Here is a 22764-nt window from a genome sequence, read left to right on the forward strand (position 1 = left end):
GCCGCTGCCTTCCCCCTATAGTCCGGAGTCGCGCCGCCACATGGCGGCGCAGGCGCAGGAGAAATTCCATCGCCAGATCGATCGGGTCCGGCCGGGATCGCGCAGCTTTGAGATCGCCAAGCGGGTGATGGTGGGCGTCTATAGCGACGGGTTCATCCATGCGGGGAACCTGGCCTATCTCTCGCTGATGACGCTCTTTCCCTTCTTCATCGTCGCCGCCGCCGTCGCCAGCGTCTTTGGCCGCACGTCGGACGGGCTGTCGGCGGTGAATGCCTTTCTCTATACCGTGCCGCGCGGCGTCGCCGATGTCGTGCGCCAGCCGATCAGCGATGTGTTGCAGGCACGTTCCGGCAATCTGCTCTGGTTCGGCGGTCTGGTGGGGCTCTGGACCGTGGGCAGCCTGATCGAGACGATCCGCGACATATTGCGCCGTGCCTATGGGACGAAGAGCACCAAGCCCTTTTGGCGTTATCGGCTGGCGTCGGTGGGCATCACGCTGGTCAGTGTGCTGGCGGTGATGTTCGCCTTTTCGATGCAGGTGATGATAACGGCGGTGGACCAGTTGCTCCTCCGGCTGCTGCCCTTCGCGGACGAGGCGATCGCCTGGGTTTCCTCGGCCAAGCTGGTGCCGATGGCGATATTATGCGTGGCGCTCCACTCGCTCTATGTCTCGCTGACCCCGTCGCTCTACCGTGACAAGCGCTTTCCCAAATGGCCCGGCGCGGCCGCCACTGCGCTCTGGTGGTATGCCGTCACCCTGCTATTGCCGGTCACATTGTCGATGCTGGGCGGCTATGACCGGACCTATGGCAGTCTGGCCGGTGTCATGATCACCCTCATTTTTTTCTTTCTCGTGGGGCTCGGCGTGGTAATTGGCGCCGAATTGAATGCGGCACTGGCGGAATTTCCGGAAGACGAAGCAGCCGGCACCGTGCAGGACAAAGGGAACGGAACGACGATATGACAGGCTTGATGGCGGGAAAGCGCGGGCTCATCATGGGGCTGGCGAACGACAAGTCGCTGGCTTGGGGTATTTCGCAGCAACTGCATGCGCAGGGCGCGGAACTGGCCTTCTCCTACCAGGGCGAGGCGCTGGCCAAGCGCGTCAAGCCGCTGGCGGAACAGCTGGGTTCGGACTTCCTGATCGACTGCGACGTGTCCGACATGGCGAAGCTGGACGAGGCCTTTGCCGAGATCGAGGCGCGCTGGGGAAAGCTGGACTTCGTCGTCCATGCGATCGGCTTTTCCGACAAGAATGAGCTGCGCGGCCTCTATGCCGACACCAGCCTCGACAATTTCCTGATGACCATGAACATCTCGGTCTACAGCTTCGTCGCCGTCGCGGCCCGCGCGCGCAAGCTGATGAAGGAAGGCGGCAGCCTGCTGACGCTGAGCTATTATGGCGCGGAAAAGGTCATCCCCCATTACAACGTCATGGGCGTGGCCAAGGCGGCGCTGGAAACCAGCGTCAAATATCTGGCGATGGACCTTGGCCCGGAAAATATCCGCGTCAACGCGATCTCGGCCGGACCGATCAAGACGCTGGCCGCCAGCGGCATCGGTGATTTCCGTTACATCATGAAGTGGAACGAGCTGAACTCGCCGCTGCGTCGCAACGTGACGATCGACGATGTCGGCGGTGCCGGCCTCTACCTGCTGTCGGACCTCGCTTCGGGCGTGACGGGCGAGATCCACCATGTCGACGCGGGCTATAATGTCATCGGCATGAAGGCCGAAGACGCGCCCGACATCGCGCTGGACAAGTAAGAACGACGCGACCGGATTGGAACGGATATGAGCTTCAACACATTCGGTCGCGTCTTCCGCTTCTCGACCTGGGGCGAGAGCCATGGGCCGGCGATCGGCGCAATGGTCGATGGCTGCCCTCCGGGCCTGGCATTGAGCGAGGCTGACATCCAGCCCTGGCTCGACCTGCGCAAGCCGGGCACGTCGAAGTTCACGACCCAGCGGCGCGAGCCGGACGAGGTGCGCATCCTGTCGGGCGTGTTCGAGGGCAAGACCACCGGCACGCCGATCAGCCTGATGATCGAGAATACCGACCAGCGATCGAAGGATTATTCGGAGGTCGCCAAGGCCTATCGCCCCGGCCATGCCGACTATGCCTATGACGCCAAATATGGCTTTCGCGACTATCGCGGCGGCGGGCGGTCCTCGGCACGCGAAACCGCCAGCCGGGTTGCGGCCGGTGCAGTGGCGCGGCTGGTCATCCCTGAAGTCGATATCTTCGCCTATGTGAGCGAGATCGGCGGCGACGCGATCGACTATGGCAATTTCGACGCGGCGCAGATCGGCCAGAATCCCTTCTTCTGTCCCGACGCCGAAGCCGCGGTGCGCTGGGAAGCGTTGGTCGATGGCGCGCGCAAGGATGGCTCGTCGCTCGGCGCGGTGGTCGAATGCGTGGCATCGGGCGTGCCGGCCGGCTGGGGCGCGCCGCTCTATGCCAAGCTCGACAGCGAACTGGCGAGCGCGATGATGAGCATCAACGCGGTCAAGGGCGTGGAGATTGGCGACGGCTTCGCGGCTGCCCGGTTGCGCGGCGAGCAGAATGCCGATCCGATGCGGCCCGGCGCCGATGGCCCGGTCTTCCTCGCCAATCATGCCGGCGGCATTGCGGGCGGCATTTCGACCGGCCAGCCGGTCAAGGTGCGGATCGCCTTCAAGCCGACCAGTTCGATCCTGATTCCGGTCGAGACGGTGACGCGCGAAGGCGATGCGTCGGACATCATCACCAAGGGCCGTCACGACCCATGCGTCGGCATTCGCGGCGTGCCGGTGGTCGAAGCCATGATGGCGCTGGTGCTGGCCGACCAGAAGCTGCTGCACCGCGCCCAATGCGGGGCCGACTGACGCGCCGAACTGCGCCAATCGCGCGTCGAATGTGCAAAAGATGCGAGACGACTCACCCATGTTACGCTAGGATGACATGGTCACCCGCGGGAGGGTGAGCGGCAGAGCGTAAGCCTGGGGAGCGTCAGCACGCTATGCGTGGATTGACGGTCAAAACGTCCCCTGACGCCGCGACACGGGCCAGCCATGCAACCATGGCTGGCCCATTTCGTTTCACCTCCGTTAGAGACGCGATCACGCGATCGAACGGGGGCAAGACGAGATGCATTTCATCACCGCGCTATTGGGCATTTACCGCGCGGAAATCGGCCTGGTCATTCTCGCCTGCATGTTCGTCGCCTTCGTGCGCGAACGCTATTCTCCGACCGTCGTCTCGGTGCTGGGTGCCTGTGCCTTCGCGCTGCTCGGCCTGCTCGACGAGAAATCGCTCTTCTCCGTCTTTTCGAACAGCGCGCCGCTGACCGTGGGCGCGATGTTCGTGCTGTCGGGCGCGCTTATCCGCACCGGCACGATCAACCGCATCGCCGATCTGGTCATGGTGCGGGCGCAGAAGCATCCGCGGCTGGCGCTGGTGGAGGTTGCGGTGGGCACGGTGCTGCTGTCCGCCTTCCTCAACAACACCCCGGTCGTCGTGCTGCTGATCCCGATCATGTTCCGGCTGGCGCAGGCGACCGCCTATCCGGTCAAGAAACTGCTGATCCCGATGAATGCGGTCGCGGTGATGGGCGGCTGCGTTACCCTGATCGGCACGTCGACCAACCTGATCGTCGCGGGGATCGCCGCCGAACAGGGGATGCAGCCCTTCGGCATTTTCGATATTACCCCCTATGGCCTGGCCGGCACCATTGCCGGCGTCATCGGCCTGGCCTGCCTCAGCTTCCTGCTGCCCAGCGACCCGCCCTCGATCGCGGGCGAGAATGGCGGCAATGTGCAGGAATATCTGACCGAACTGGTCGTGACGCCGGACAGCGAGTTGGTCGGGCGGGAGATTGGCGAATTGTCCGTCCTTGGCCGCTCGGTCACCCTGATCGGGCTCAAGCGGGCCGGCGAGATACGGCGCCACGACCTGGAGCAGGAGGGACTGCATGTCGGCGACCGGCTGATCGTCCGGGCCGATGGCACGGCGATCATGACGCTGCGCGAATCGGGCGATTTCGAACTGGGCATTGCCGCCGATTCCGAAACCTCCGCGCGCGAGGGCACGGTGATCGAGGCCATGGTTGCGCCCAGCCACCCCTCGATCGGCGAGCGGTTGATCGACATTCCCTTCCTCCATGCCCTGCGCGTCCGCCTGATCGGCATCCATCGCGCCCGCCATCTGCCCGGCCCGGACCTGGCCGATACGCGGGTGCGCGGCGCGGACCGGCTGCTGGTGGCGGGCAGCGATGACGCGATGCGTTCGCTGAAAGACAATCCCAACCTGATCGGCGTCGACATCAGCCGGACGCGCGCCTTCCGCCCGCGCAAGGCATGGATCGCGATCCTGGCGATGGCCGCGGTGGTGATCCTGTCGGCGCTCGACGTGATCGGCATCGGCCTGGCCGCCTTCATCGCCGTCGGCGTGATCCTGGTCACCCGCTGCATCGATGCGGAGGAGGCGTGGGCGGCGATCGACGGCGATGTGCTGATCCTGATCTTTGCCATGCTGGCGGTCGGCCTGGCGCTGGAACAGGCGGGCAGCGTCGCGCTGATGGTCGGCTGGATCACGCCGCTGATGCAGGTCGCGCCGCAATGGAGCCTGGTCTTCATCGTCTATTTTGCGGCGCTGATCCTGTCCGAGCTGCTCAGCAACAATGCGGTCGCGGCGCTGCTGACCCCACTGACCATCGCGCTGGCGCATCAGCTGGGCACCGATCCGCGTCCGCTGGTGATCTCGCTGATGATCGGCGCATCGGCCTGTTTTGCGACGCCGATCGGCTATCAGACCAATGCGCTGGTCTATGCCGCGGGCGATTATCGCTTCGCCGATTTCGTGCGCATCGGCGTGCCGCTCAACCTGATCGTCGGGGTTGCGGTTTGTTCGGCGTTGGTCATTTTGGGCTAGCGTCGCTCCGTCTATCGCCGTTCGCCCTGAGCGAAGTCGAAGGGCTCACCCGACCGACGGGAGGGCACTTCGCTCCGCTCAGTGGATGGCTTCGACTTCGCTCAGTCCGAACGGGATTTTAAACGTACCTGCCAAGGGACCAATTGCCCGCATCCGGCCCTGTCGGCACGGATGCGGGCCCGGCATGAAGGCGGCGATCCATCAGGAGTATCGCCATGACCCGCCTTCGCTTCACCCAGGTCGACGCCTTTGCCGACGCGCCCTTCACCGGCAATCCGGCGGCGGTGATGCCGCTCGATGCCTGGCTCGACGACGCGGTGCTGCAGGCGATCGCCGCGGAAAACAACCTGTCGGAAACCGCCTTCACCGTGCCGACGCCGGAGGATGCAGAGGCCGATTATGCGCTGCGCTGGTTCACCCCGGCGGTCGAGGTGAAGCTGTGCGGCCATGCCACGCTGGCGAGCGGGCATGTGCTGATGCAGGGCGATACCATCCGTTTTCGCACGCGCCATGCCGGGGTGCTGACCGTGACCCGTGCGGGCGAGGGCTATGAACTGTCGTTGCCGGCCTGGACCAGCGCGCCCAGGCCGCTGCCGGAGCTGGCGGCGGGGATGGGCGGGGACATCGTCGAGACACGCTGGCGCGAGGGTGGCTATGCGATCTTCGTCTATCGCGATGCCGATGCGATCCGGGCGCTGGAGCCTGATTTCGCAACCCTGCGCAAGCTGGGCGACAATCTGCTGATGGCGACCGCGCCGGGCGACGACAGCGACATCATCAGCCGGGTCTTCGTGCCCGGCGGCGGGATCGACGAGGATCCCGTGACCGGATCGGCCCATGGCCTGCTGACGCCCTATTGGGCCGAGCGCCTCGGCAAGGATGCGATCAGCGCCTATCAGGCGTCGGCGCGGGGCGGGCGGTTGGGCTGTCGGTTGGAGGGCGACCGGGTGGTGATGACCGGCGTCTGCCGCACGGTGATCGAGGGCATATTCACCCTTTAACCGGGGAAGAGGCCGATCAGCCGGGCCAGCTGCGCCTTCACGGCGGCGCGCTGTTCCTTCTTGGGTGACATGCCGATCCGCACGATCGTCAGCCGCTGGCCGGGCGCGACCAATATATATTGGCCATTATGGCCGACGCAGCCGAACAGGCTGGCCGAGGCGAGGCCGGGCATCAGCGCGCTCTCGCTGCTGTCCCGGTTGAGCCAGAGATGGGCGCCATAGGCCGCGTTCCGGGGCGACGGCGCGCGCATATAGTCGACCCATTTTTCCGGCACGATCTGATGGCCGTTGGGCGAACGACCATGGTTGCGCAGCAATTCGCCGAAGCGACCATAGTCGCGCGCGGTCATGTGCATGATCGATCCGCCGATCAGCGTGCCATTGGCGTCATATTCCGGGGTCAGGCTGGACAGCTTGCCCGGCGCCTTCAGCCGGCCGTCGATGAACATCTGCATCGCCCGGCGACGCACATCGGGATGGGGGCTGTTGGTCAGCATCCGGGTCATCAGGTCCGACAGGATCATCGTGCTGCCGGTGGAGTAGGAAAATGTCTCGCCGGGAACATGCGCGAGCGGCTTGGATTCGGCATAGGCCGCCATGTCCTGCGCGCCGTCCATGAACAGCATGCGCACGGTATCGCCGTCGGTGATCGGCTCGCCATCCTCGGCATGGTCGAGGCCCGAGGTCATCGACAGCAACTGGCGCAGGGTGATGCGGCCGCGCGGATCGCCCGGCTGGCTCCAGGCCGCGACCGGCACCGGCGAATCGAGCGCAAGCCGTCCGTCTGACACCATCAGGCCGACCAGCACCGCAGTCACGCTCTTGGCGATCGACCAGGACAGCAATTTCGTGTCGGGGGTGATGCCGGGGGCATAGCGTTCGGCAATCACCTTGCCGTCGCGCATGACCAGCAGGGCGCGGGTATCGCCCATCTCCTTGTCGTCGAACAGCGGATCGATCGCGCCGCGCAGCGCGCTCGCGCTGACCACGGCGTCGGTGTCGACGCTATAGACGGGCTCGGGCGCATGGGCCGCGCGCCCCGCCAGCGTGCCGGCCAGGACGAGCGCCACCAGTCCGGCACCCATGGCAAGGCGCTTTACGATTCGCTTCTCGATCTGCATAAGCCGGCGCCCTTAGCATGGAGGCGGGAAGAAGGACCATGGCGGTTCGTGGTAAATGGTGGATCGTCGCGGCGGTGATCGTCGTCGCGCTGCTGGCCGCGCTGGCGTGGAACTGGTCGACCCTGCGCGCCCGCGCGCAGCTCGGATCGGCCTATGGCGCGCGGCTCACCTGTTCCTGCCGCTATGTCGAGGGCCGCGCCATGGGCAGCTGCCAGAGCGACAAGGAGCCGGGCATGGCGATGGTCCGGCTGACCGACAAGCCGGAGGAGCGGGCGGTCGAGGCGCATGTCCCGCTGCTGGCGTCGCGCACCGCACGCTTCAAGCCGGGCTGGGGCTGTCTGCTCGATCCGGCGGGTTAAGCGCGTGTTTGAGAAATCGCGAAAGAGCGATTTCTGATACGGCACCAGCCCGCTCCCCCACCCGGCCACCCAACGGCAGTATTCTATGGGTGGCCGGGTGGGGGAGCGGGCTGGTGCCGGAATGCGCCATCTGGCGCATCTCAAACAGACACTCCGCGCTACTGGCACCTGTGGCCCTGACTCGCTAAGGCCGATCCATGCCTCGCGACATTCCCACGCTGCTCCACGATATTTTCGGCTTCACGACGTTCCGCGGGGTGCAGGAACAGGTGGTCGGCCGGGTCATGACGGGGCAGCCGACGCTGGCGATCATGCCGACCGGCGCGGGCAAGTCGCTCTGCTATCAGCTGCCGGCCGTGGCGCTCGATGGCTGCTGCGTCGTCGTCTCGCCGCTGATCGCGCTGATGCATGACCAGCTGCGCGCGGCGACCGCAGTGGGCATTCGCGCCGCCAGCCTGACCAGCGTCGATGCCGACTGGCGCGAGACGCAGGATCGGCTGCGCAATGGCGAGCTGGACCTGCTCTATGTCGCGCCGGAACGGGCGAGCGGCGAGGGGTTCCGCAATCTGCTGCGCTCGGCGAAGGTTGCGCTGTTCGCGATCGACGAGGCGCATTGCGTGTCCGAATGGGGGCATGATTTCCGCCCCGACTATCGGTTGCTGCGGCCGCTGCTCGATGAATTTCCCGATGTCCCGCGGCTGGCACTGACGGCGACGGCGGACGCGCATACGCGCAAGGATATCCTCGTCCAGCTCGGCATTCCCGAGGATGGCCTCATCATCTCGGGCTTCGACCGGCCCAATATCCGCTATGCCGTCCATCCGCGCGATGGACTGACCCGGCAGCTGGCCGATCTGCTTGCCGCCAATCCGGGGCCGGGTGTCGTCTATGCGCCGACCCGCGCCGCGACCGAGAAGCTGGCCGAGACGCTGGGGCGCGGTGGCCGGGCGGTGCGGGCCTATCATGCCGGCATGGACCCGGCCCAACGCGCCGCCAACCAGGCCGCCTTCATCGCCAGCGAGGATATGGTGATGGTCGCCACCGTCGCCTTCGGCATGGGGATCGACAAGCCCGACGTGCGCTTCGTCGCCCATGCCGGCCTGCCCAAGTCGATCGAGGGCTATTATCAGGAATCGGGCCGCGCCGGCCGCGATGGCGAGCCGGCGGTCGCGCATCTCTTCTGGGGGGCGGAGGATTTCGCCCGTGCCCGCCAGCGCATCATGGAGCTGGAACCGGCGCGCCAGCAGGGCGAGCGGACGCGGATCGCGGCGCTGGGGGCGCTGGTGGAAACGGCGACCTGCCGCCGCGCGATATTGCTGCGGCACTTTGGCGAGAATCCGCCGGCGACCTGCGGCAATTGCGACAATTGCCTGACCCCGCCGGCCAGTGTCGACGCGACCGAGACGGCGCGTAAATATCTGTCGGCGGTCTATCGCACCGGCCAGAGCTTTGGCGCGGGCCATATCGAGGCGGTGCTGAGCGGCGCTGTCACCGACAAGATTCGCGAGCGCGGGCACGACAAGATTTCCGTCTATGCGATCGTCGATGGCGACGAGACGGCCCTGCTGCGGCCGGTGTCGCGCGCGTTGCTGGTGCGGGACGCGCTGGAGACGACCGAGCATGGCGGGCTGATGCTGGGGCCCAATGCCCGGCCGATCCTGCGCGGCGAGGAGGAGGTGCGGATACTGGTGCCACCGCGGCGCGAGCGGAAGAAGCGCAATGCCCGCAATGGCAGCGACGCCAATCCAGTCGGCGATCCGCTGTTCGACGCGTTGCGCACCTGCCGCCGCGAACTGGCGCAGGAGGCCGGGGTGCCGCCCTATGTCATCTTCCATGATTCGACGCTGCGCGAAATGGCCGAGCAGCGGCCGGCGACCATCCATGAACTGGGCATGGTGAGCGGCGTCGGGCAGAAGAAGCTGGATGCCTATGGCGATGCCTTCCTGGCGGCGATCCGGTCCTATCTGTAGCGGATGAGCGTGTGGCCCCGTTTCTCGACAGGCTCGAAACGAACGGATGAAGGGGCATCGATGCCGGTTGGGCGTGCAGACGCTTGAATCCTGTGGCGGGCGGGCGCATGGCGGGGGCGAAGGAGATTTGCCCATGTTCCGCCAGCTGACCGACCGCCTCTATGTCTCGCCCCAGATCAGTGTCGATCAGGTGGAGACCGCCAAGGCGCTGGGCGTGACCATGATCATCAACAACCGCCCCGATGACGAGGAGCCGGGCCAGACCAACGGTGCCGCGGTCGAGGCGGCGGCGATCGACGCCGGTGTCGCCTATGCCGCCGTGCCGGTGGCCCATGGCGGCTTCGCGCCCTGGCAGCTCGACGGCATGGCCGCCGCGATCGAGCAGGCGGGCGAGGGCAAGATCCTGGCCTATTGCCGGTCGGGCACGCGCAGCACCCTGCTGTGGGCGCTGACCCGCGCGCGGGCCGGTGACGATGCCGATGCGCTGTCGGCACAGGCGACGGCTGCGGGCTATGATCTTGGCCCGGTGCGCCAGATCATGGATGCGCTGAAGCCCGCCTGAAAATAGGATTTCGTCCGCTTAACTTCGCATATTTCCCGCACATTTCGACATTTCCTTACTCAAGTAGGAAATCATGTTGCGAGAAGGATGGGGACGCCGGACGATGGGAAGGAGCCGGGCGCAGCCTAACATGGGCCCGGCTCTGTAGGACAGGGCGGGGGAGCGGGTCGGGACCGGCTTTCTCAAGCGGACGCTCAGCCGCACTCCACCGTGACATGTTCCATGCGCGGCAGGCTGCGCACCCGTTCGCGGACACGGGCGCCGTCGGCGCCGGGCGCCAGGCTGATGATCGCGGCATGGGCGTGCGGGCCGATGCGCCAGACATGGAGGTCGCGGATGGTGGCGCCTTCGGCTTCGACCAGGCCGCGCACCCTGGCCATCAGCGCGGGTTCGGCGGTGTCGAGCAGGATGGCGGCGGTGTCCTTCATCAGGCCCCAGGCCCAGCGGGCGATGACCACCGCGCCGAGCAGGCCGACCGCCGGATCGAGCCACCACCAGCCGAGATAGCGGCCGGCCAGCAGCGCGGCGATCGCCAGCACCGACGTCAATGCGTCGGTCAGTACATGGACATAGGCGGCGCGCAGGTTGTTGTCGGCATGGCCCCCCTTATGGTCGTGATCATGGTCGTCATGCGCGTGACCGTGCGCATGCCCATGATCATGGCTATGGTCGTGGCCGAGCAGCAGGGCGCTGACCAGATTGATGACCAGGCCGATGATGGCGACCAGGGTCGCCTCGCCAAAGGCGACCTGCACCGGCTCGAACAGGCGCATGCCGGATTCGATCGCGATGAACAGGGCGGTCAGCAGCAGCAGCAGCGCGGAGGCGAAGCCGGACAGGTCGCCGACCTTGCCAGTACCGAAAGTGTAGCGCGGGTTGCGGGCATGGCGCTTTGCGTAGCTGTAGGCGGCGGCGGCCACCGCCAGCGCACCGGCATGGGTCGCCATGTGGAAACCGTCGGCCAGCAGCGCCATCGACCCGGTGATCCAGCCAAAGGCGATTTCCACCACCATGGTCGCGGCGGTCAGCCAGACGACCCACAGGGTGCGCCTGGCGTTCTTGTCATGCCCGGCGCTCAGATAGATATGGTCGAAATAATGGCGTTCCTCGCCGTCCTTGTCGGTCGGCGGCGGGGCGGCCGGGGCGGGATGATGCGCATGGTCATGGTTGCAGCCGGCGCCATGATGATGGTGCGCATGGGCGTGATCGTCGTGCATGGTCATTTCCCGTAGCGGCGGATCAGCGCCAGCATTTCTTCGGTGGCGGCCGTGCGCGCTTCGTCGGTCAGGCCGGGGCGGGCGACATGTTCGCGCATATGCTGTTCGATCAGCTCCTCCATCAGGCTGCCGACCGCGCCGCGCACCGAGGCGACCAGCTGCAGCGTTTCCGAGCAGCCCGCGTCGCCCGCCAACTGGCGCTCGACGGCGTTGACCTGCCCCGCGATGCGGCGCACCCGCGCCAGCAATTTGTCCCGATCCGCGATAATGTGCATAGGATACCCCCCTATACTATGTGGATAAGTCAAGCAAGGCGCCGGGGATGGGCGGGAATGCCGATGGAAGCCCAAGATCGACGCAACAGTCGAAGTTCACAGTGTCGTGCGGGTGATTTCGGGCCAACGCGCCGGCCAAGCGCCTGCCGCGCGACAACCGGGGCATGATGACGCGGCTTCGACGCGACAGGGAGAGGACAACGAGGCGACAGGAAAACGACACTTGCGCGCCGGTCGGGTGACAGCGGCTTGGCGGCGAGGGCTGGAAAGTGGAGCGGGTGTCCATCGCTCAGGGTAGATCAGAGAAAGGCCGAATTGGAAAGCGGGATGCCGGGGCCAGCCCGGCATGACGGACGCGGGATGGCAACTGACGACCATTTTGTGCCGTTCATCGTAGAGTTGGCCTAGCCCGAAAGCTGACATCGTAACGGTATGCGATTAGAACGGGGCATGGATATGATCGATCGAGATAAGTTTGGCCCGCCCGACGATACGCCCATCCTACCTTGGTTTAGCGGCGCATACACACACGGCTTTGTCGCCCTCCATCCATTTTTCACCGTAAAAGGGCTCGACCCGAAGACCTGCGAACACGGAACGCTTGTCCTTTCAGGCTCGGCGGCTCCTGCTGCACTTGGTTTGTTGGAGTGGGCGGACGAAGAGGTGGCTAATCGACGCGTTGGTAAGGAGATTAGTTTCGAAGGGGTCGATAGTGCGGCAAAGCGATATGGACGGCAGATCGGCTGGCGAACGATCTGTCAGCAGGCTGATTTCGCTAACCACTGCGATTTGGATCAGGCTTTGAGAACGAGCATCGGCGGCCTCAAGCATGGCTTTGCGGGCGCCGCCAAATCAGAGCGTCTCACCATTTACTGCTCTCAGCATGGCATATTTCCGCCGAACGAGGGGCGTTTCGAACCGCTGATGCAAGCCAACCTCGCCGCAGTGTTCAGACGAGCCGGTTTTAGCCGGCTGATCGTGGGAGATGAATTTGGCGATGATGAACGCCTGGTCGACACTAGCTCGTTGGAACAAGGTGATTTGTGGGACGGCATGGCTGACCTTCCACAATATGGCGTGAAACGCCTGATTGCTCCCGATCACTCACTTCTAGCATGGGTCCACTGGGATAGCTTCTACACACTGCTTCTTGGGAAAGAAGAGGCGTTCCAAGGCCTAAAGATCGCCAGTTTGTTCGAGGGGTTTTGGTGTTCCGAAGAAACGGAATCATCTTGGTTTAGACAGCCCTGCATCCCGCTTGTGGAATAGCTCGCGAAGCGACTAGCACATGTCCGCTTTCCAAACCGGTTGGCTAAAAGCCGCCGGTCCGCTTCCCACCCATCCCGGACACCCCTGCCTGCCTGTCCGGCTTTGCCTTTGGCGTCGGCGTCGCTAACAGGGGGAGTGGCTGATCTGGAATGCGATCTTGCGATTATCGGCGGGGGCCTTGCCGGGGGGCTGATCGCGCTTGCCTTTGCCGAGCGGCGGCCGGGTACGCGCATCCTGTTGATCGAGCAGGCCGATCATGTCGGCGGCAATCATATCTGGTCCTTCTTCGACGGCGATGTCGATGCGCGCGACCGCTGGCTGGTCGATCCGCTGGTCAGCAGCCGCTGGTCGCAGGGGCATGAAGTGCGCTTTCCCGGCTATCGGCGGCAACTCGACACCCCTTATAACAGCATCGCCTCCCCCCGTTTCGACGCGCATGTGCGGGCGGCGCTGGGCGATCGCCTGCTGACCGACGCGCGGGTGGCGACAATCGGCCGGCAATTTCTGGTGCTGGAGGATGGGCGGCGGATCAGCGCGCCTGCGATGATCGATGTGCGGGGCGCGGGCGACCTGTCGGCGCTGCGCTGCGGTTGGCAGAAATTCGTCGGGCAGACGCTGCGGCTGGCACAGCCGCACGGGATTGCGCGGCCGGTGATCATGGATGCGACGGTGGCGCAGATCGACGGCTATCGCTTCGTCTATCTGCTGCCGCGCGACGCCCGGACGATCTTTGTCGAGGATACCTATTATAGCGATAGCCCCGCGCTGGACGAGGCAGGGATCGCGGAGCGGATCGCCGCCTATGCGCAGGCGCAGGGGTGGCAGGTGGAGGAAGTTATCCACAGCGAGAGCGGCGTGCTGCCGGTGGTGCATGGCGGCGATTTCGACCGTTACTGGCCGGCCGATGACCCGGTCGCGCGGGCCGGGGTGAAGGCCGGGCTGTTCCAGCCGATGACCGGCTATTCGCTGCCCGATGCGGTGCGATTCGCGACCTGGCTGGTGGAGCAGCCCTTGAAGGGCCTGCCGGCGGCGACGCGGACCTATGCTGCGGCGCACTGGAAGAAGGGACTTTATTATCGGCTGCTTGGCCGGATGCTCTTCGGCGCTGCGGTGCCGGACCAGCGCTGGCGCATCTTTGCCCGCTTCTATCGGCTGCGGCCGGGGCTGATCCAGCGCTTCTATGCCGGGCGATCGACCATCGCCGATCGCATCCGCATCTTGTGCGGGCGTCCCCCGGTGCGCATAAGGGATGCCATGCACGCATTGCTGAACCCACCCGCCTGATGGAGCGGAAAGCGATTGTCATTGGCGCGGGCTTTGGCGGCCTGGCGCTGGCCATCCGTCTGCAGTCGGCCGGGGTGGCAACCACCCTGATCGAGGCGCGCGACCGCCCCGGTGGCCGCGCCTATATGTGGGAGAAGGACGGCTTCACCTTCGACGCGGGGCCGACGGTCATCACCGATCCGGCCTGCCTGGCCGAATTGTGGCGCCTGTCGGGGAACGACATGGCGCAGGATGTCAGCCTGGTGCCGGTGTCGCCCTTCTACCGGCTCAACTGGCGCGACGGCACCAATTTCGACTATTCCAACGACGAGGTGGCGCTGCGCGCGCAGATCGCCAAGCTCAATCCCGAGGATGTCGCGGGCTATGAGCGGTTCCTGGATTATGCCGATGGCGTCTATGAGGAGGGCTATCGCAAGCTCGGCTCGGTCGCCTTTCTCGACTTTGCCTCGATGGTGCGGGCGGGACCGAGCCTCGCCAAATATCAGGCCTGGCGATCGGTCTATTCGATCGTGTCGAGCCATGTGAAGGACGAGAAGCTGCGCCAGGCCTTGTCCTTCCACAGCCTGCTGGTCGGCGGCAATCCGATGACCACCAGCGGCATCTATGCCCTGATCCACAAGCTGGAAAAGGATGGCGGCGTGTGGTTCGCCAAGGGCGGCACCAACCGGCTGGTGCAGGGCATGGCGACCCATTTCGAGCGGCTGGGCGGCGTGCTGCGGCTGGGCGACGCGGTGGTCGAGATCGAAACGCATGGCGACCGGGCGGTGGCGGTGCGCACCGCGTCGGGCTGGCGCGGGGAGGCGGATGCGATCGCCAGCAATGGCGATTTGATGCACAGCTATCGCGACCTGCTGGGCCATCATCCGCGCGGCCAGAAGCAGGCGGAAAAGCTGCGGCACAAGAAATGGTCGCCCAGCCTGTTCGTGCTGCATTTCGGCATCAAGGGCAGCTGGCCGGGCATTCCCCACCATATGATCCTGTTCGGCCCGCGCTATGAGGGGCTGCTGACCGATATCTACAGCCATGGCGTGCTGCCGGCGGATTTCTCGCTCTATCTGCATCACCCGACCGTGACCGATCCGTCGATGGCGCCGGAGGGCTATTCGACCTTCTATGCGCTCGCCCCGGTGCCGCACATGGGCAAGCTGCCGATCGACTGGGATCGCTTCGCGCCGGCCTATGCCGAGCGCATCCTGGACGAGATCCAGCATCGGCTGATCCCCGACATCCGGTCGCGCATCGTGACCCAGTTCCATTATGCGCCGAGCGACTTTGGCCGCGACCTCAATGCCCATCTGGGCAGCGGCTTCAGCCTGGAGCCGCTGTTGACCCAGAGCGCCTGGTTCCGCGCCCATAATCGCGACGATGTCATTCCCAACCTTTATCTGGTAGGGGCCGGCACCCATCCCGGCGCGGGCATCCCCGGCGTGGTGGGCAGCGCCAAGGCGACCGCGGCGCTGATGCTGCAGGACATGGCTTGAGGAGCGCGCGGCGCTTCGGGACTGGAAGATGATGAAAAGACTGGCTGTTTATTGCGGTTCGGCGACGCCGGCCGACCTCACCTATATCGACGCGGCGCGCCATGTCGGCCGCATTTTGGCACAGCGCGGCATCGGCGTCGTCTATGGCGGCGGGCGGCTGGGCCTGATGGGCGCGGTGGCGGATGCGGCGCTGGAAGCGGGCGGCGAGGTGATCGGCGTGATCCCCGAGGCGCTGGTCGGCGCCGAAGTCGCGCATCGCGGCTGCACCGAACTGCACGTGGTGGAGACCATGCACCAGCGCAAGCAGCTCTTCACCGACCTGTCGGACGGCTTCGTCACGATTCCGGGCGGCGTCGGCACGATGGACGAGCTGTGGGAAGCGATCAGCTGGGCGCAGCTGGGCTATCACAACAAGCCGGTCGGCCTGCTCAATGTCGCAGGCTTCTATGACCAGTTGATCGGCTTCAACCGGCAGATGGTGGAAGCCGGCTTCATCCGGCCGCAGCATGCCGGCATCATGATCCATGATGACAGCATCGAAGGGCTGCTGGACCAGATGGCGGCGTATCAGCCGCATGAGACGATCTTCGCGATGAAGGCCGCACGGCTCTGAAATAATATTCCCCTCCCGCTTGCGGGAGGGGTCAGGGGAGGGCATGTCCGCTTCATGGACTTAACAGGCCCTCCCCCGGCCCCTCCCGCAGGCGGGACGGGAGAATGGAATCGCCCCGCCCTGGTCGCCCATGCCCGCGACAGCATCGCGCGGGGCTCGAAGAGCTTTGCCATGGCGTCGAAGCTGTTCGACCGGCTGACGCGCGAGCGGGCCTGGCTGCTCTATGCCTGGTGCCGCAAATGCGACGATATCGCCGATGGACAGGACCATGGCGGGACGATGCGGGGCGTCGCCGACGGGCAGGCACGGCTGTCGACGCTCCGGGTGCTGACCGATGCGGCGCTGCGCGGCGATCCGACCGGCGACCCGGCCTTTGACGGCTTTGGCGTCGTCATGCGCGAATGTGCGATCCCGCACCGCTATGCCCATGACCTGCTGGAGGGGTTTGCGCTCGATGCGCGCGACTGGCGGCCGCGCAGCGAGGCCGACATGCTGCGCTATTGCTATCATGTCGCCGGCGCCGTCGGCTGCATGATGGCGGTGCTGATGGGCGTCGACCCGGAGGATGAGGCGACGCTGGACCGCGCCTGCGACCTGGGCATCGCCTTCCAGCTCGCCAATATCGCCCGCGACATCAGCGAGGATGAACTGGCCGACCGCTGCTACCTGCCGGTCGAATGGCTGGTGGAAATGGACATGCCGCCCGGCGAGCATATGAAGCCCTGGCTGCGGCCGCAGCTGGCGATATTGGGGCAGCGGCTGGCGGATATGGCGGCGGCCTATGAGGATAGCGCGCGCCATGGCACCGGCGCGCTGCCGGCGCGGGCGGCCTGGGCGGTGCTGGCGGCGGCCGGCATCTATGGCGACATCGCGCGCGAAGTGGCGCGGCGGGGCGAGCATGCCTGGGACCATCGCGTGGTGACGCCGGCGCGCGAGAAGCTGGGCTGGGTGATCCGCGCGGGACGGCAGGTGCCGGGACGGGCGCGGCGCTGGCCGGCAAGGGCGGCGCGGGCTGCCGGGTTGTGGACGCGGCCTACTGTCTGACTTGGGTGGAGAGCGGAATGGCTGCTTCAGATGGACATCCATGCTTTAGCCGACATACGATGACCTTGGTATCGTTAGGAATGCCTCTCAATCATGATTGATCCGCAGGAAATGTTCGATCGCGTGAAGCAGCTTTGGCCAGCCGAAGTTCCTATTCTAGGGAACGAACAGAATGACATTTACTGGTCGTTGGAAAGGCGATTGGGAGATGACCATTGGATGCAGATCGCTGCATGGTCATTCCATCAGGCTGTCGAAAAATATGCAAAGGCGGCTTTCGCTCAAGGCAAAGAAACCCTTTTAACGTCATCAATCACCGTGACGGATTTCGACGCAAATATGAGGGGAAATCTGAACCATGAAAGCTGGTCAGCAGACAGGCCGCTTTATGGCGGTTTAGGATTGAAGCATTAGGTCCGGCATTGGTCGACAGCCATCAGGCTGCTACGCAATGCACCTGTCGGCATATCGCTAACAAATCTGCGCCATAGGACGGGACGATCATCAGTAACTGAGCTTCCCCGCGTTTGATCCGCTCTACTTGCCCTTTTACAAAAGAGGCGTGTTTCTCGTGATATTGCGGGGCCGCAGCCGGATGTGGCGGCTCATAGAGCCGATCAAGGGCATCGGCGCTCAGCAAGCACCCTCCGATAATATCGACGTGCGATATGATATTGCCCTGCCGAAAATCATCGGTTTGCAGCGCCTCAAGGCCTTCAAGGATCAAATTGAAATCTGCGCCATCTACTTGCCGCAAGTAGAGCGTAGCGCCACCTTCGCGTACCTTTAACCCTGTCACGTAGCCATCGTGGAAATTCGGGATAGACTGGATCATTTACTGAGCTTAGCCCCGGATCCGCAGCGTCCGCAATTGGGCGAGCGTCGAGGCCATGCGAATGGTAAAAAGTGGTCGTACCCGGCCCATTGAACTCGACCCGCTGCCTGCCCTGTGGATAAAAATAGGGCCGGTACTTTCGTACCGACCCCAAGGCATGTTCGCAGGAGGAACAAGGTGAGGCGGGCGGCCCTGGCCTGTGGGATGGGCCGCCCTGCCAATCTCAGTAATTGTAGGCGCGTTCGCCATGTTCGCCGAGGTCGAGGCCTTCATATTCGACCTCCTGGCTGACCCGCAGGCCGGTGATGGCCTTGGCGATGAAGATGGCGATGGCGGTGCCGATCGAGGCCCAGATGATGGTCACGACGACCGCTTCGATCTGGACGAGCAGCTTGGCGCCGATTTCATAGTCCGCCGCGCCGGGGCCGCCGAGGGCCGGCGAGTAGACGATGGCGGTGCCGATGGCGCCGATCATGCCGCCGATGCCGTGGATGCCGAAGGCGTCCAGGCTGTCGTCATAGCCAAGCTTGGGCTTGAGCACGGTGACGGCATAGAAGCAGACGATCGAGGCAACGGCGCCCAGCACGATCGCACCGAACGGACCCGAGTTGCCGGCGGCCGGGGTGACCGCGACGAGGCCGGCGATGACGCCCGAGCAGAAGCCCAGGGCCGACGCCTTGTGGCCATTGACGCGTTCGATCAGCATCCAGAACAGGCCGCCCGATGCGGTGGCGACGAAGGTGTTGATCATGGCGAGCGCGGCCGAACCATTGGCTTCCAGCGCCGAACCGGCGTTGAAGCCGAACCAGCCGGCCCACAGCAGGCCGGTGCCGACGGCGGTCAGCGTCAGGCTGTGCGGGGCCATCGGTTCCTTGGGATAGCCGATACGCTTGCCCAGGATGATCGCGGCGACCAGCGCCGAGACGCCGGCGTTGATGTGGACCACGGTGCCGCCTGCGAAATCGAGCGCGCCGGCCTTGAAGAAATAGCCCGAAGCAGCCCAGACCATGTGCGCGATCGGGAAATAGACGATCGTCAGCCAGACGGCGGCAAACACCATCACGGCCGAGAATTTGATGCGTTCGACCACCGAACCCAGCACCAGCGCAACGGTGATCGCGGCGAAGGTCATCTGGAAGCAGACGAAGACATATTCCGGAATCTCGACGCCGGCGGTGAAGGTCGCGGCCTGCGAAGCGGGCGTGATGCCCTTCAGGAACGCCTTGTCGAAGGTCGAGACGACGTTGGAGAGGCCGCTGGTATAATCGGGGCCGAAGGCCATCGAATAACCGTACATGACCCAGATCAGCATGGCGAGGCAGGCGGCGGCGCCGATCTGCGTCATCACCGACAGCATGTTCTTGCTGCGGGCAAGGCCGCCATAGAACAGGGCGAGGCCCGGCAGGATCATCAGGAAGACGAGGATGGTAGAGGTCATCATCCAGGCAACGTCGCCCTTGTCCACGGTCGCGGCCGGCGCGGCCGCGTCCTGTGCCCAGGCGGGCAGCGCGGCGAACAGCGAGAGGCCGGTGGCCCCCAGCGCGCCGCAAATCTTCTTCGAAAAGGTCATCATTCCCCCCTTCTTACAGCGCGGTTTCGCCGGTCTCGCCGGTGCGGATGCGCACGGCCTGGCCGACATCGAGGACGAAGATCTTGCCATCGCCGATCGCGCCCGAATTGGCGGCGGCCTGCGTCGCTTCCACCACGCGCGGCGCGAGGTCGTCGTCGCAGACCACCTCGATCTTGATCTTGGGAACCATGTTGGTGGAATATTCGGCGCCGCGATAGATTTCGGTCTGGCCCTTCTGGCGACCAAAGCCCTTCACTTCGCTGACCGTCATACCGGCGATGCCAAGCGAGGAAAGAGCCTCGCGGACATCGTCAAGCTTGAACGGCTTGATGATAGCCATGACAAGTTTCATGTCGCCCCCTTATTTGGTGTGCGGCGACATACCAGCAAGAGGCGTGCCAATTTGCTAATGACGCATTAACGCGGGATTTCCACTAGGGGAGATTGTTGCGCCGCCGAAAAAATGTGCAGATGCACAGCCATGCCTAAAAAATAGGCATGTTCTTGCCTACCATTGTGATCCTTCGGCGACCGCTGCCGCCTCGGCGGGCAGGGTGGTACGGCCCAGGGCAGCGTTGCGATGGGGGAAACGGCCGAAGCGCGCGATGGTTGCATGATGCTGGCGGGCGAAATCGAGCGACCGGGCGTCGCCGGTCCCTTCGAACAGGGAGAGCGACAGCTCCTGATCGGCCAGATCCTCGCTATGCTGGAACGGCATGTAGAAGAAGAGCCGGCCCGCCCCGCCAATCTGGATGTCATAGCCCAGCGCGATGGCGCCGCGCGCCACGTCACGAGCGATCGGGTCGGTGGCAAAGGCCTGGGCCTGGCCGCGGAACATGTTGCGGGGCAACTGGTCGAACAGCAGCACGGCGGCCAGCGCATCGTCGGCGCGGTCGAGGAAGCTTTCGGCCGGAAGCTTCCGCTTCTCGCTCCACAGGACGGCGAAGCGGTCGATGCAATGCTGGTCCAGCGCCGGATCATGGCTATACCAGCCTTCCTCGCCCACCTGGTTGAACCAGAAGTCGAGCAGGGCCGCCGCCCAGTCGGCGGTCACGGCGTCATGGCTGTCGGTCAGCATGTTCATACGCAAAATACGTGTTGATCGCCGCCCGGTTCCTCGGCCCATGGCGGCGGCGGGTCGGGTGACCGCGCCGCCATGGCAGGAATGGGGTCAGGCGGCGGTGCCGCCGACGGTCAGCCCGTCCATCAGCAGGGTCGGCTGGCCGACGCCGGCCGGCACGCTCTGCCCACCCTTGCCGCACATGCCGATGCCTTCGTCGAGCGCCCAGTCATTGCCGATACCGATCACCTTGGTCAGCGCGGTCGGGCCGTCGCCGATCAGGGTCGCGCCCTTGATCGGATCGCCGATCTTGCCGTTCTCGACCTTATAGGCCTCGGTGCAGGAGAAGACGAACTTGCCCGAGACGATGTCGACCTGGCCGCCGCCGAAGCTCTTGGCGAAGATGCCCGACTTGACGCGCGACAGCAGTTCTTCCGGATCGTCCTGGCCGCCCTTGATGAAGGTGTTGGTCATGCGCGGCATCGGCGCATGGGCATAGGATTCGCGGCGGCCATTGCCGGTCGGCGCGACGCCCATCAGCCGGGCGTTGAGGCGGTCCTGCATATAGCCCTTGAGGATGCCGTCCTCGATCAGGATATTTTCCTGGGTCGGCGTGCCTTCATCATCGATCGACAGCGAGCCGCGGCGATCGAGGATGCTGCCATCGTCGACCACGGTGACGCCCGGCGCGGCGACGCGCTGGCCGATGCGGCCGGAAAAGGCGCTGGTGCCCTTGCGGTTGAAATCGCCTTCCAGGCCATGGCCGATCGCTTCATGGACCAGCACGCCCGGCCAGCCGGGGCCGAGCAGCACGGTCATCTCGCCGGCGGGGGCGGCGACCGAGCGGAGATTGACCTGCGCCTGGGCCAGCGCCTCGTCAATGGCGCGGTTCCAGATCTTGGGGTCCATCACCTGATCATAGAGATAGCGACCGCCAATGCCGAACACGCCGGTTTCGCGCCGGCCATTTTCTTCCAGGATGACCGAGACGTTGAGGCGGACGAGCGGGCGGATGTCGCTGGCGGTGAAGCCGTCGGCGCGGACGATCTCGATCACCGACCAGCTGCCGGCGAGGCTGACCGAGACCTGGGCGACGCGCGGGTCGCGGGCACGGGCGGCGGCGTCGATCGCGGCGCACAGGGTCACCTTCTCGGCGAAGGGCACCAGCTCCAGCGGATTGGCGTCGGTATAGAGGTGGCGATTGGTGCGCTGGGGCGGCGGGGCGGGCTGGCCCTTGGCCGGATCGAGCAGGGTCAGCGTCTGCGCCGCCTTGCGGATTGCCGCTTCGCTCAGGTCATTGGCATGGGCAAAGCCGGTCATCTCGCCCGACACACCGCGCAGGCCGAAGCCGGCATCGGTCGAATAATCGGCGGTCTTGAGCCGGCCGTCGTCAAAGCCGAAGCTCTCGCTGGCGCGATATTGGAGGTAGAGCTCGCCATCGTCGCAGGCCGAAAGCGCCTGCGCGGTCAGGCGGCGCGCGCCATCGGGATCGAGCAGGCCCGGACGATAGAGCAGGCCGCGGGCATCAGTGAATTGCGAAGCGAGATCGGTCATGCCGCCCGATATAGGCGCGGCATGACGGATGCCCAATGGAAATTTTAGAGGGTGCCTTAGAGGCTGGCGCCCGAGGCGATGTCCGGCTTGTTGCCTATCTCGGCATTGTCGGCGACGCCGCCGGCCAGCACGAAGCGGCGATCGCAATAGCCGCAATCGACATAGCCATGCTCGTCGATTTCCAGGAAGACGCGCGGATGGCCAAGGGCGGCGGGAATGTCACCCGAACCGTCGCAGGAGACGCGGGACTTGGTGACTCGGATGATTTCGGGCGGCTGGATCATGGGAGGCGGAATTAGCAGCGGTGACGCGGCGCCGCAATATCTGGCAGCGCGTGATTACATCAGCGGATAGCGGGGCTGGGTGCAGCCGGCGTCGGCGGGGGACTTTGCCGCGATCCTTGCGCTTGGAGCCTTGGCTTGCCAGTCGGCACAATTGCCGACCGCCATCACCGCGAAGGGCGACAGCATCAGCAATATCGGCGCGACGGAGCCGCCAAGGAAGAAGCTGATCGGCATGGGCGGGAAGATGCCGGAACCATGCTTGCTGCAGGATGAATGTTACGGGTGCGGATCGGGGCGGGTTTGCGGGGGCGCTAAGCCCTTCGCTGTCGCTCGGGAGTTTCGCCGGAAGCCGT

24 protein-coding genes are annotated in these 22764 nt (G+C 65.1%); 14 read left to right on the forward strand and 10 right to left on the reverse strand.

The genetic code is table 11. The annotated features are described in order from the left end of the window. Positions 1 to 40 precede the first annotated feature (40 nt). The 5 genes from ACI6S0_RS21380 (at position 41) to ACI6S0_RS21400 (ending at position 5913) form a co-directional block, all read left to right on the forward strand. Entirely contained in the window at positions 41 to 964 is a 924-nt protein-coding gene (locus tag ACI6S0_RS21380) for a YihY/virulence factor BrkB family protein (protein WP_434405981.1), read from the forward strand. Further along, on the forward strand, positions 961 to 1767 hold the full coding sequence (fabI, locus tag ACI6S0_RS21385; RefSeq protein WP_004209757.1) for an enoyl-ACP reductase FabI: 807 nt from the start codon (positions 961 to 963) through the stop codon (positions 1765 to 1767). The genes ACI6S0_RS21380 and fabI overlap by 4 nt, the downstream gene beginning before the upstream one ends. Positions 1768 to 1794: 27 nt before the next feature. Continuing rightward, positions 1795 to 2868: a chorismate synthase gene (gene aroC / locus ACI6S0_RS21390; protein WP_097385215.1), complete on the forward strand. Its 1074-nt coding sequence runs from the start codon at positions 1795 to 1797 to the stop codon at positions 2866 to 2868. 262 nt (positions 2869 to 3130) lie between these two features. After that, positions 3131 to 4912 (forward strand): SLC13 family permease, encoded by a 1782-nt coding sequence (locus tag ACI6S0_RS21395; RefSeq protein ID WP_434404260.1) that lies wholly within the window; start codon positions 3131 to 3133, stop codon positions 4910 to 4912. Positions 4913 to 5127: 215 nt separating this feature from the next. Further along, complete coding sequence (locus tag ACI6S0_RS21400; RefSeq protein WP_434404261.1) at positions 5128 to 5913, forward strand: PhzF family phenazine biosynthesis protein; 786 nt, start codon at positions 5128 to 5130, stop codon at positions 5911 to 5913. Here ACI6S0_RS21400 and ACI6S0_RS21405 read toward each other — a convergent pair. Continuing rightward, positions 5910 to 7034, reverse strand: a complete 1125-nt coding sequence (locus ACI6S0_RS21405; RefSeq protein ID WP_434404262.1) for a serine hydrolase domain-containing protein — start codon at positions 7032 to 7034, stop codon at positions 5910 to 5912. The genes ACI6S0_RS21400 and ACI6S0_RS21405 overlap by 4 nt on opposite strands. A 38-nt stretch (positions 7035 to 7072) precedes the next feature. Here ACI6S0_RS21405 and ACI6S0_RS21410 point away from each other — a divergent pair, with 38 nt between their 5' ends. From ACI6S0_RS21410 to ACI6S0_RS21420, 3 genes are all read left to right on the forward strand, one after another. Continuing rightward, positions 7073 to 7393, forward strand: a complete 321-nt coding sequence (locus tag ACI6S0_RS21410) for a hypothetical protein (RefSeq protein ID WP_434404263.1) — start codon at positions 7073 to 7075, stop codon at positions 7391 to 7393. Positions 7394 to 7590: 197 nt separating this feature from the next. Further along, on the forward strand, positions 7591 to 9363 hold the full coding sequence (gene recQ / locus ACI6S0_RS21415; protein ID WP_434404264.1) for a DNA helicase RecQ: 1773 nt from the start codon (positions 7591 to 7593) through the stop codon (positions 9361 to 9363). A 133-nt stretch (positions 9364 to 9496) separates the two neighbouring features. After that, the gene (locus ACI6S0_RS21420) at positions 9497 to 9925 is read left to right on the forward strand and encodes a TIGR01244 family sulfur transferase (RefSeq protein ID WP_004209769.1); all 429 of its coding nucleotides are present in this window, start codon (positions 9497 to 9499) and stop codon (positions 9923 to 9925) included. 194 nt (positions 9926 to 10119) lie between these two features. On the opposite strand, the gene dmeF is transcribed toward ACI6S0_RS21420, so the two are convergent. Together dmeF and ACI6S0_RS21430 are read right to left on the reverse strand one after the other, a co-directional pair. Beyond that, positions 10120 to 11148 carry a CDF family Co(II)/Ni(II) efflux transporter DmeF gene (dmeF, locus tag ACI6S0_RS21425; protein ID WP_434404265.1) on the reverse strand — a complete coding sequence of 343 codons (1029 nt, stop codon included), beginning with the start codon at positions 11146 to 11148 and terminating at the stop codon, positions 10120 to 10122. Continuing rightward, a complete protein-coding gene (locus ACI6S0_RS21430; RefSeq protein WP_010335593.1) occupies positions 11145 to 11417 on the reverse strand; it encodes a metal/formaldehyde-sensitive transcriptional repressor in 273 nt (90 codons plus the stop codon). The genes dmeF and ACI6S0_RS21430 overlap by 4 nt, the downstream gene beginning before the upstream one ends. A gap of 450 nt (positions 11418 to 11867) precedes the next feature. Here ACI6S0_RS21430 and ACI6S0_RS21435 point away from each other — a divergent pair, with 450 nt between their 5' ends. The 6 genes from ACI6S0_RS21435 (at position 11868) to ACI6S0_RS21460 (ending at position 17522) form a co-directional block, all read left to right on the forward strand. Continuing rightward, positions 11868 to 12686 carry a DUF2711 family protein gene (locus ACI6S0_RS21435; RefSeq protein WP_434404266.1) on the forward strand — a complete coding sequence of 273 codons (819 nt, stop codon included), beginning with the start codon at positions 11868 to 11870 and terminating at the stop codon, positions 12684 to 12686. Positions 12687 to 12821: 135 nt separating this feature from the next. Continuing rightward, complete coding sequence (gene crtY, locus ACI6S0_RS21440) at positions 12822 to 13970, forward strand: lycopene beta-cyclase CrtY (protein ID WP_434404267.1); 1149 nt, start codon at positions 12822 to 12824, stop codon at positions 13968 to 13970. Beyond that, positions 13970 to 15451, forward strand: a complete 1482-nt coding sequence (locus ACI6S0_RS21445) for a phytoene desaturase (protein WP_434404268.1) — start codon at positions 13970 to 13972, stop codon at positions 15449 to 15451. Before crtY ends, ACI6S0_RS21445 begins: the two co-directional genes overlap by 1 nt. A 31-nt stretch (positions 15452 to 15482) precedes the next feature. Further along, positions 15483 to 16064 (forward strand): TIGR00730 family Rossman fold protein, encoded by a 582-nt coding sequence (locus ACI6S0_RS21450; RefSeq protein WP_434405982.1) that lies wholly within the window; start codon positions 15483 to 15485, stop codon positions 16062 to 16064. Between the two features lie 54 nt (positions 16065 to 16118). After that, on the forward strand, positions 16119 to 17108 hold the full coding sequence (locus tag ACI6S0_RS21455; RefSeq protein WP_434404269.1) for a phytoene/squalene synthase family protein: 990 nt from the start codon (positions 16119 to 16121) through the stop codon (positions 17106 to 17108). A 93-nt stretch (positions 17109 to 17201) separates the two neighbouring features. Further along, on the forward strand, positions 17202 to 17522 hold the full coding sequence (locus ACI6S0_RS21460; protein ID WP_434404270.1) for a hypothetical protein: 321 nt from the start codon (positions 17202 to 17204) through the stop codon (positions 17520 to 17522). Between the two features lie 22 nt (positions 17523 to 17544). Here the strand turns inward: ACI6S0_RS21460 and ACI6S0_RS21465 are convergent, their stop codons facing one another. The 7 genes from ACI6S0_RS21465 to ACI6S0_RS21495 all read right to left on the reverse strand — a co-directional run bounded on the left by ACI6S0_RS21465 (position 17545) and on the right by ACI6S0_RS21495 (position 22645). Then, positions 17545 to 17943, reverse strand: coding sequence for a hypothetical protein (locus ACI6S0_RS21465; protein ID WP_434404272.1), 399 nt, complete (start codon positions 17941 to 17943; stop codon positions 17545 to 17547). Between the two features lie 223 nt (positions 17944 to 18166). Then, on the reverse strand, positions 18167 to 19513 hold the full coding sequence (locus tag ACI6S0_RS21470) for an ammonium transporter (RefSeq protein WP_048936200.1): 1347 nt from the start codon (positions 19511 to 19513) through the stop codon (positions 18167 to 18169). A gap of 13 nt (positions 19514 to 19526) precedes the next feature. Continuing rightward, positions 19527 to 19865 carry a P-II family nitrogen regulator gene (locus tag ACI6S0_RS21475; RefSeq protein WP_004209785.1) on the reverse strand — a complete coding sequence of 113 codons (339 nt, stop codon included), beginning with the start codon at positions 19863 to 19865 and terminating at the stop codon, positions 19527 to 19529. Between the two features lie 156 nt (positions 19866 to 20021). After that, positions 20022 to 20597 carry a DUF924 family protein gene (locus ACI6S0_RS21480; RefSeq protein ID WP_434404274.1) on the reverse strand — a complete coding sequence of 192 codons (576 nt, stop codon included), beginning with the start codon at positions 20595 to 20597 and terminating at the stop codon, positions 20022 to 20024. A gap of 87 nt (positions 20598 to 20684) precedes the next feature. After that, positions 20685 to 22127, reverse strand: a complete 1443-nt coding sequence (gene tldD / locus ACI6S0_RS21485) for a metalloprotease TldD (RefSeq protein WP_037518485.1) — start codon at positions 22125 to 22127, stop codon at positions 20685 to 20687. 56 nt (positions 22128 to 22183) lie between these two features. Continuing rightward, complete coding sequence (locus ACI6S0_RS21490) at positions 22184 to 22411, reverse strand: zinc-finger domain-containing protein (RefSeq protein WP_017501516.1); 228 nt, start codon at positions 22409 to 22411, stop codon at positions 22184 to 22186. A 54-nt stretch (positions 22412 to 22465) separates the two neighbouring features. Then, positions 22466 to 22645 carry a hypothetical protein gene (locus ACI6S0_RS21495; RefSeq protein WP_434404275.1) on the reverse strand — a complete coding sequence of 60 codons (180 nt, stop codon included), beginning with the start codon at positions 22643 to 22645 and terminating at the stop codon, positions 22466 to 22468. Between the last annotated feature and the right edge of the window lie 119 nt (positions 22646 to 22764).

The organism is Sphingobium sp. DN12, from assembly GCF_051058005.1.
Classification (GTDB): domain Bacteria; phylum Pseudomonadota; class Alphaproteobacteria; order Sphingomonadales; family Sphingomonadaceae; genus Sphingobium; species Sphingobium yanoikuyae.

Excerpts from the sequence above, each read along its gene's own strand:
- ACI6S0_RS21380 (WP_434405981.1), top strand. The coding sequence starts at position 41 with ATGGCGGCGCAGGCGCAGGAGAAATTCCATCGCCAGATCGATCGGGTC.
- fabI (WP_004209757.1), top strand. The coding sequence starts at position 961 with ATGACAGGCTTGATGGCGGGAAAGCGCGGGCTCATCATGGGGCTGGCG.
- aroC (WP_097385215.1), top strand. The coding sequence starts at position 1,795 with ATGAGCTTCAACACATTCGGTCGCGTCTTCCGCTTCTCGACCTGGGGC.
- ACI6S0_RS21395 (WP_434404260.1), top strand. The coding sequence starts at position 3,131 with ATGCATTTCATCACCGCGCTATTGGGCATTTACCGCGCGGAAATCGGC.
- ACI6S0_RS21400 (WP_434404261.1), top strand. The coding sequence starts at position 5,128 with ATGACCCGCCTTCGCTTCACCCAGGTCGACGCCTTTGCCGACGCGCCC.
- ACI6S0_RS21405 (WP_434404262.1), bottom strand. The coding sequence starts at position 7,034 with ATGCAGATCGAGAAGCGAATCGTAAAGCGCCTTGCCATGGGTGCCGGA.
- ACI6S0_RS21410 (WP_434404263.1), top strand. The coding sequence starts at position 7,073 with ATGGCGGTTCGTGGTAAATGGTGGATCGTCGCGGCGGTGATCGTCGTC.
- recQ (WP_434404264.1), top strand. The coding sequence starts at position 7,591 with ATGCCTCGCGACATTCCCACGCTGCTCCACGATATTTTCGGCTTCACG.
- ACI6S0_RS21420 (WP_004209769.1), top strand. The coding sequence starts at position 9,497 with ATGTTCCGCCAGCTGACCGACCGCCTCTATGTCTCGCCCCAGATCAGT.
- dmeF (WP_434404265.1), bottom strand. The coding sequence starts at position 11,148 with ATGACCATGCACGACGATCACGCCCATGCGCACCATCATCATGGCGCC.
- ACI6S0_RS21430 (WP_010335593.1), bottom strand. The coding sequence starts at position 11,417 with ATGCACATTATCGCGGATCGGGACAAATTGCTGGCGCGGGTGCGCCGC.
- ACI6S0_RS21435 (WP_434404266.1), top strand. The coding sequence starts at position 11,868 with ATGGATATGATCGATCGAGATAAGTTTGGCCCGCCCGACGATACGCCC.
- ACI6S0_RS21445 (WP_434404268.1), top strand. The coding sequence starts at position 13,970 with ATGGAGCGGAAAGCGATTGTCATTGGCGCGGGCTTTGGCGGCCTGGCG.
- ACI6S0_RS21450 (WP_434405982.1), top strand. The coding sequence starts at position 15,483 with ATGAAAAGACTGGCTGTTTATTGCGGTTCGGCGACGCCGGCCGACCTC.
- ACI6S0_RS21455 (WP_434404269.1), top strand. The coding sequence starts at position 16,119 with ATGGACTTAACAGGCCCTCCCCCGGCCCCTCCCGCAGGCGGGACGGGA.
- ACI6S0_RS21460 (WP_434404270.1), top strand. The coding sequence starts at position 17,202 with ATGATTGATCCGCAGGAAATGTTCGATCGCGTGAAGCAGCTTTGGCCA.
- ACI6S0_RS21465 (WP_434404272.1), bottom strand. The coding sequence starts at position 17,943 with ATGATCCAGTCTATCCCGAATTTCCACGATGGCTACGTGACAGGGTTA.
- ACI6S0_RS21470 (WP_048936200.1), bottom strand. The coding sequence starts at position 19,513 with ATGACCTTTTCGAAGAAGATTTGCGGCGCGCTGGGGGCCACCGGCCTC.
- ACI6S0_RS21475 (WP_004209785.1), bottom strand. The coding sequence starts at position 19,865 with ATGAAACTTGTCATGGCTATCATCAAGCCGTTCAAGCTTGACGATGTC.
- ACI6S0_RS21480 (WP_434404274.1), bottom strand. The coding sequence starts at position 20,597 with ATGAACATGCTGACCGACAGCCATGACGCCGTGACCGCCGACTGGGCG.
- tldD (WP_037518485.1), bottom strand. The coding sequence starts at position 22,127 with ATGACCGATCTCGCTTCGCAATTCACTGATGCCCGCGGCCTGCTCTAT.
- ACI6S0_RS21490 (WP_017501516.1), bottom strand. The coding sequence starts at position 22,411 with ATGATCCAGCCGCCCGAAATCATCCGAGTCACCAAGTCCCGCGTCTCC.
- ACI6S0_RS21495 (WP_434404275.1), bottom strand. The coding sequence starts at position 22,645 with ATGCCGATCAGCTTCTTCCTTGGCGGCTCCGTCGCGCCGATATTGCTG.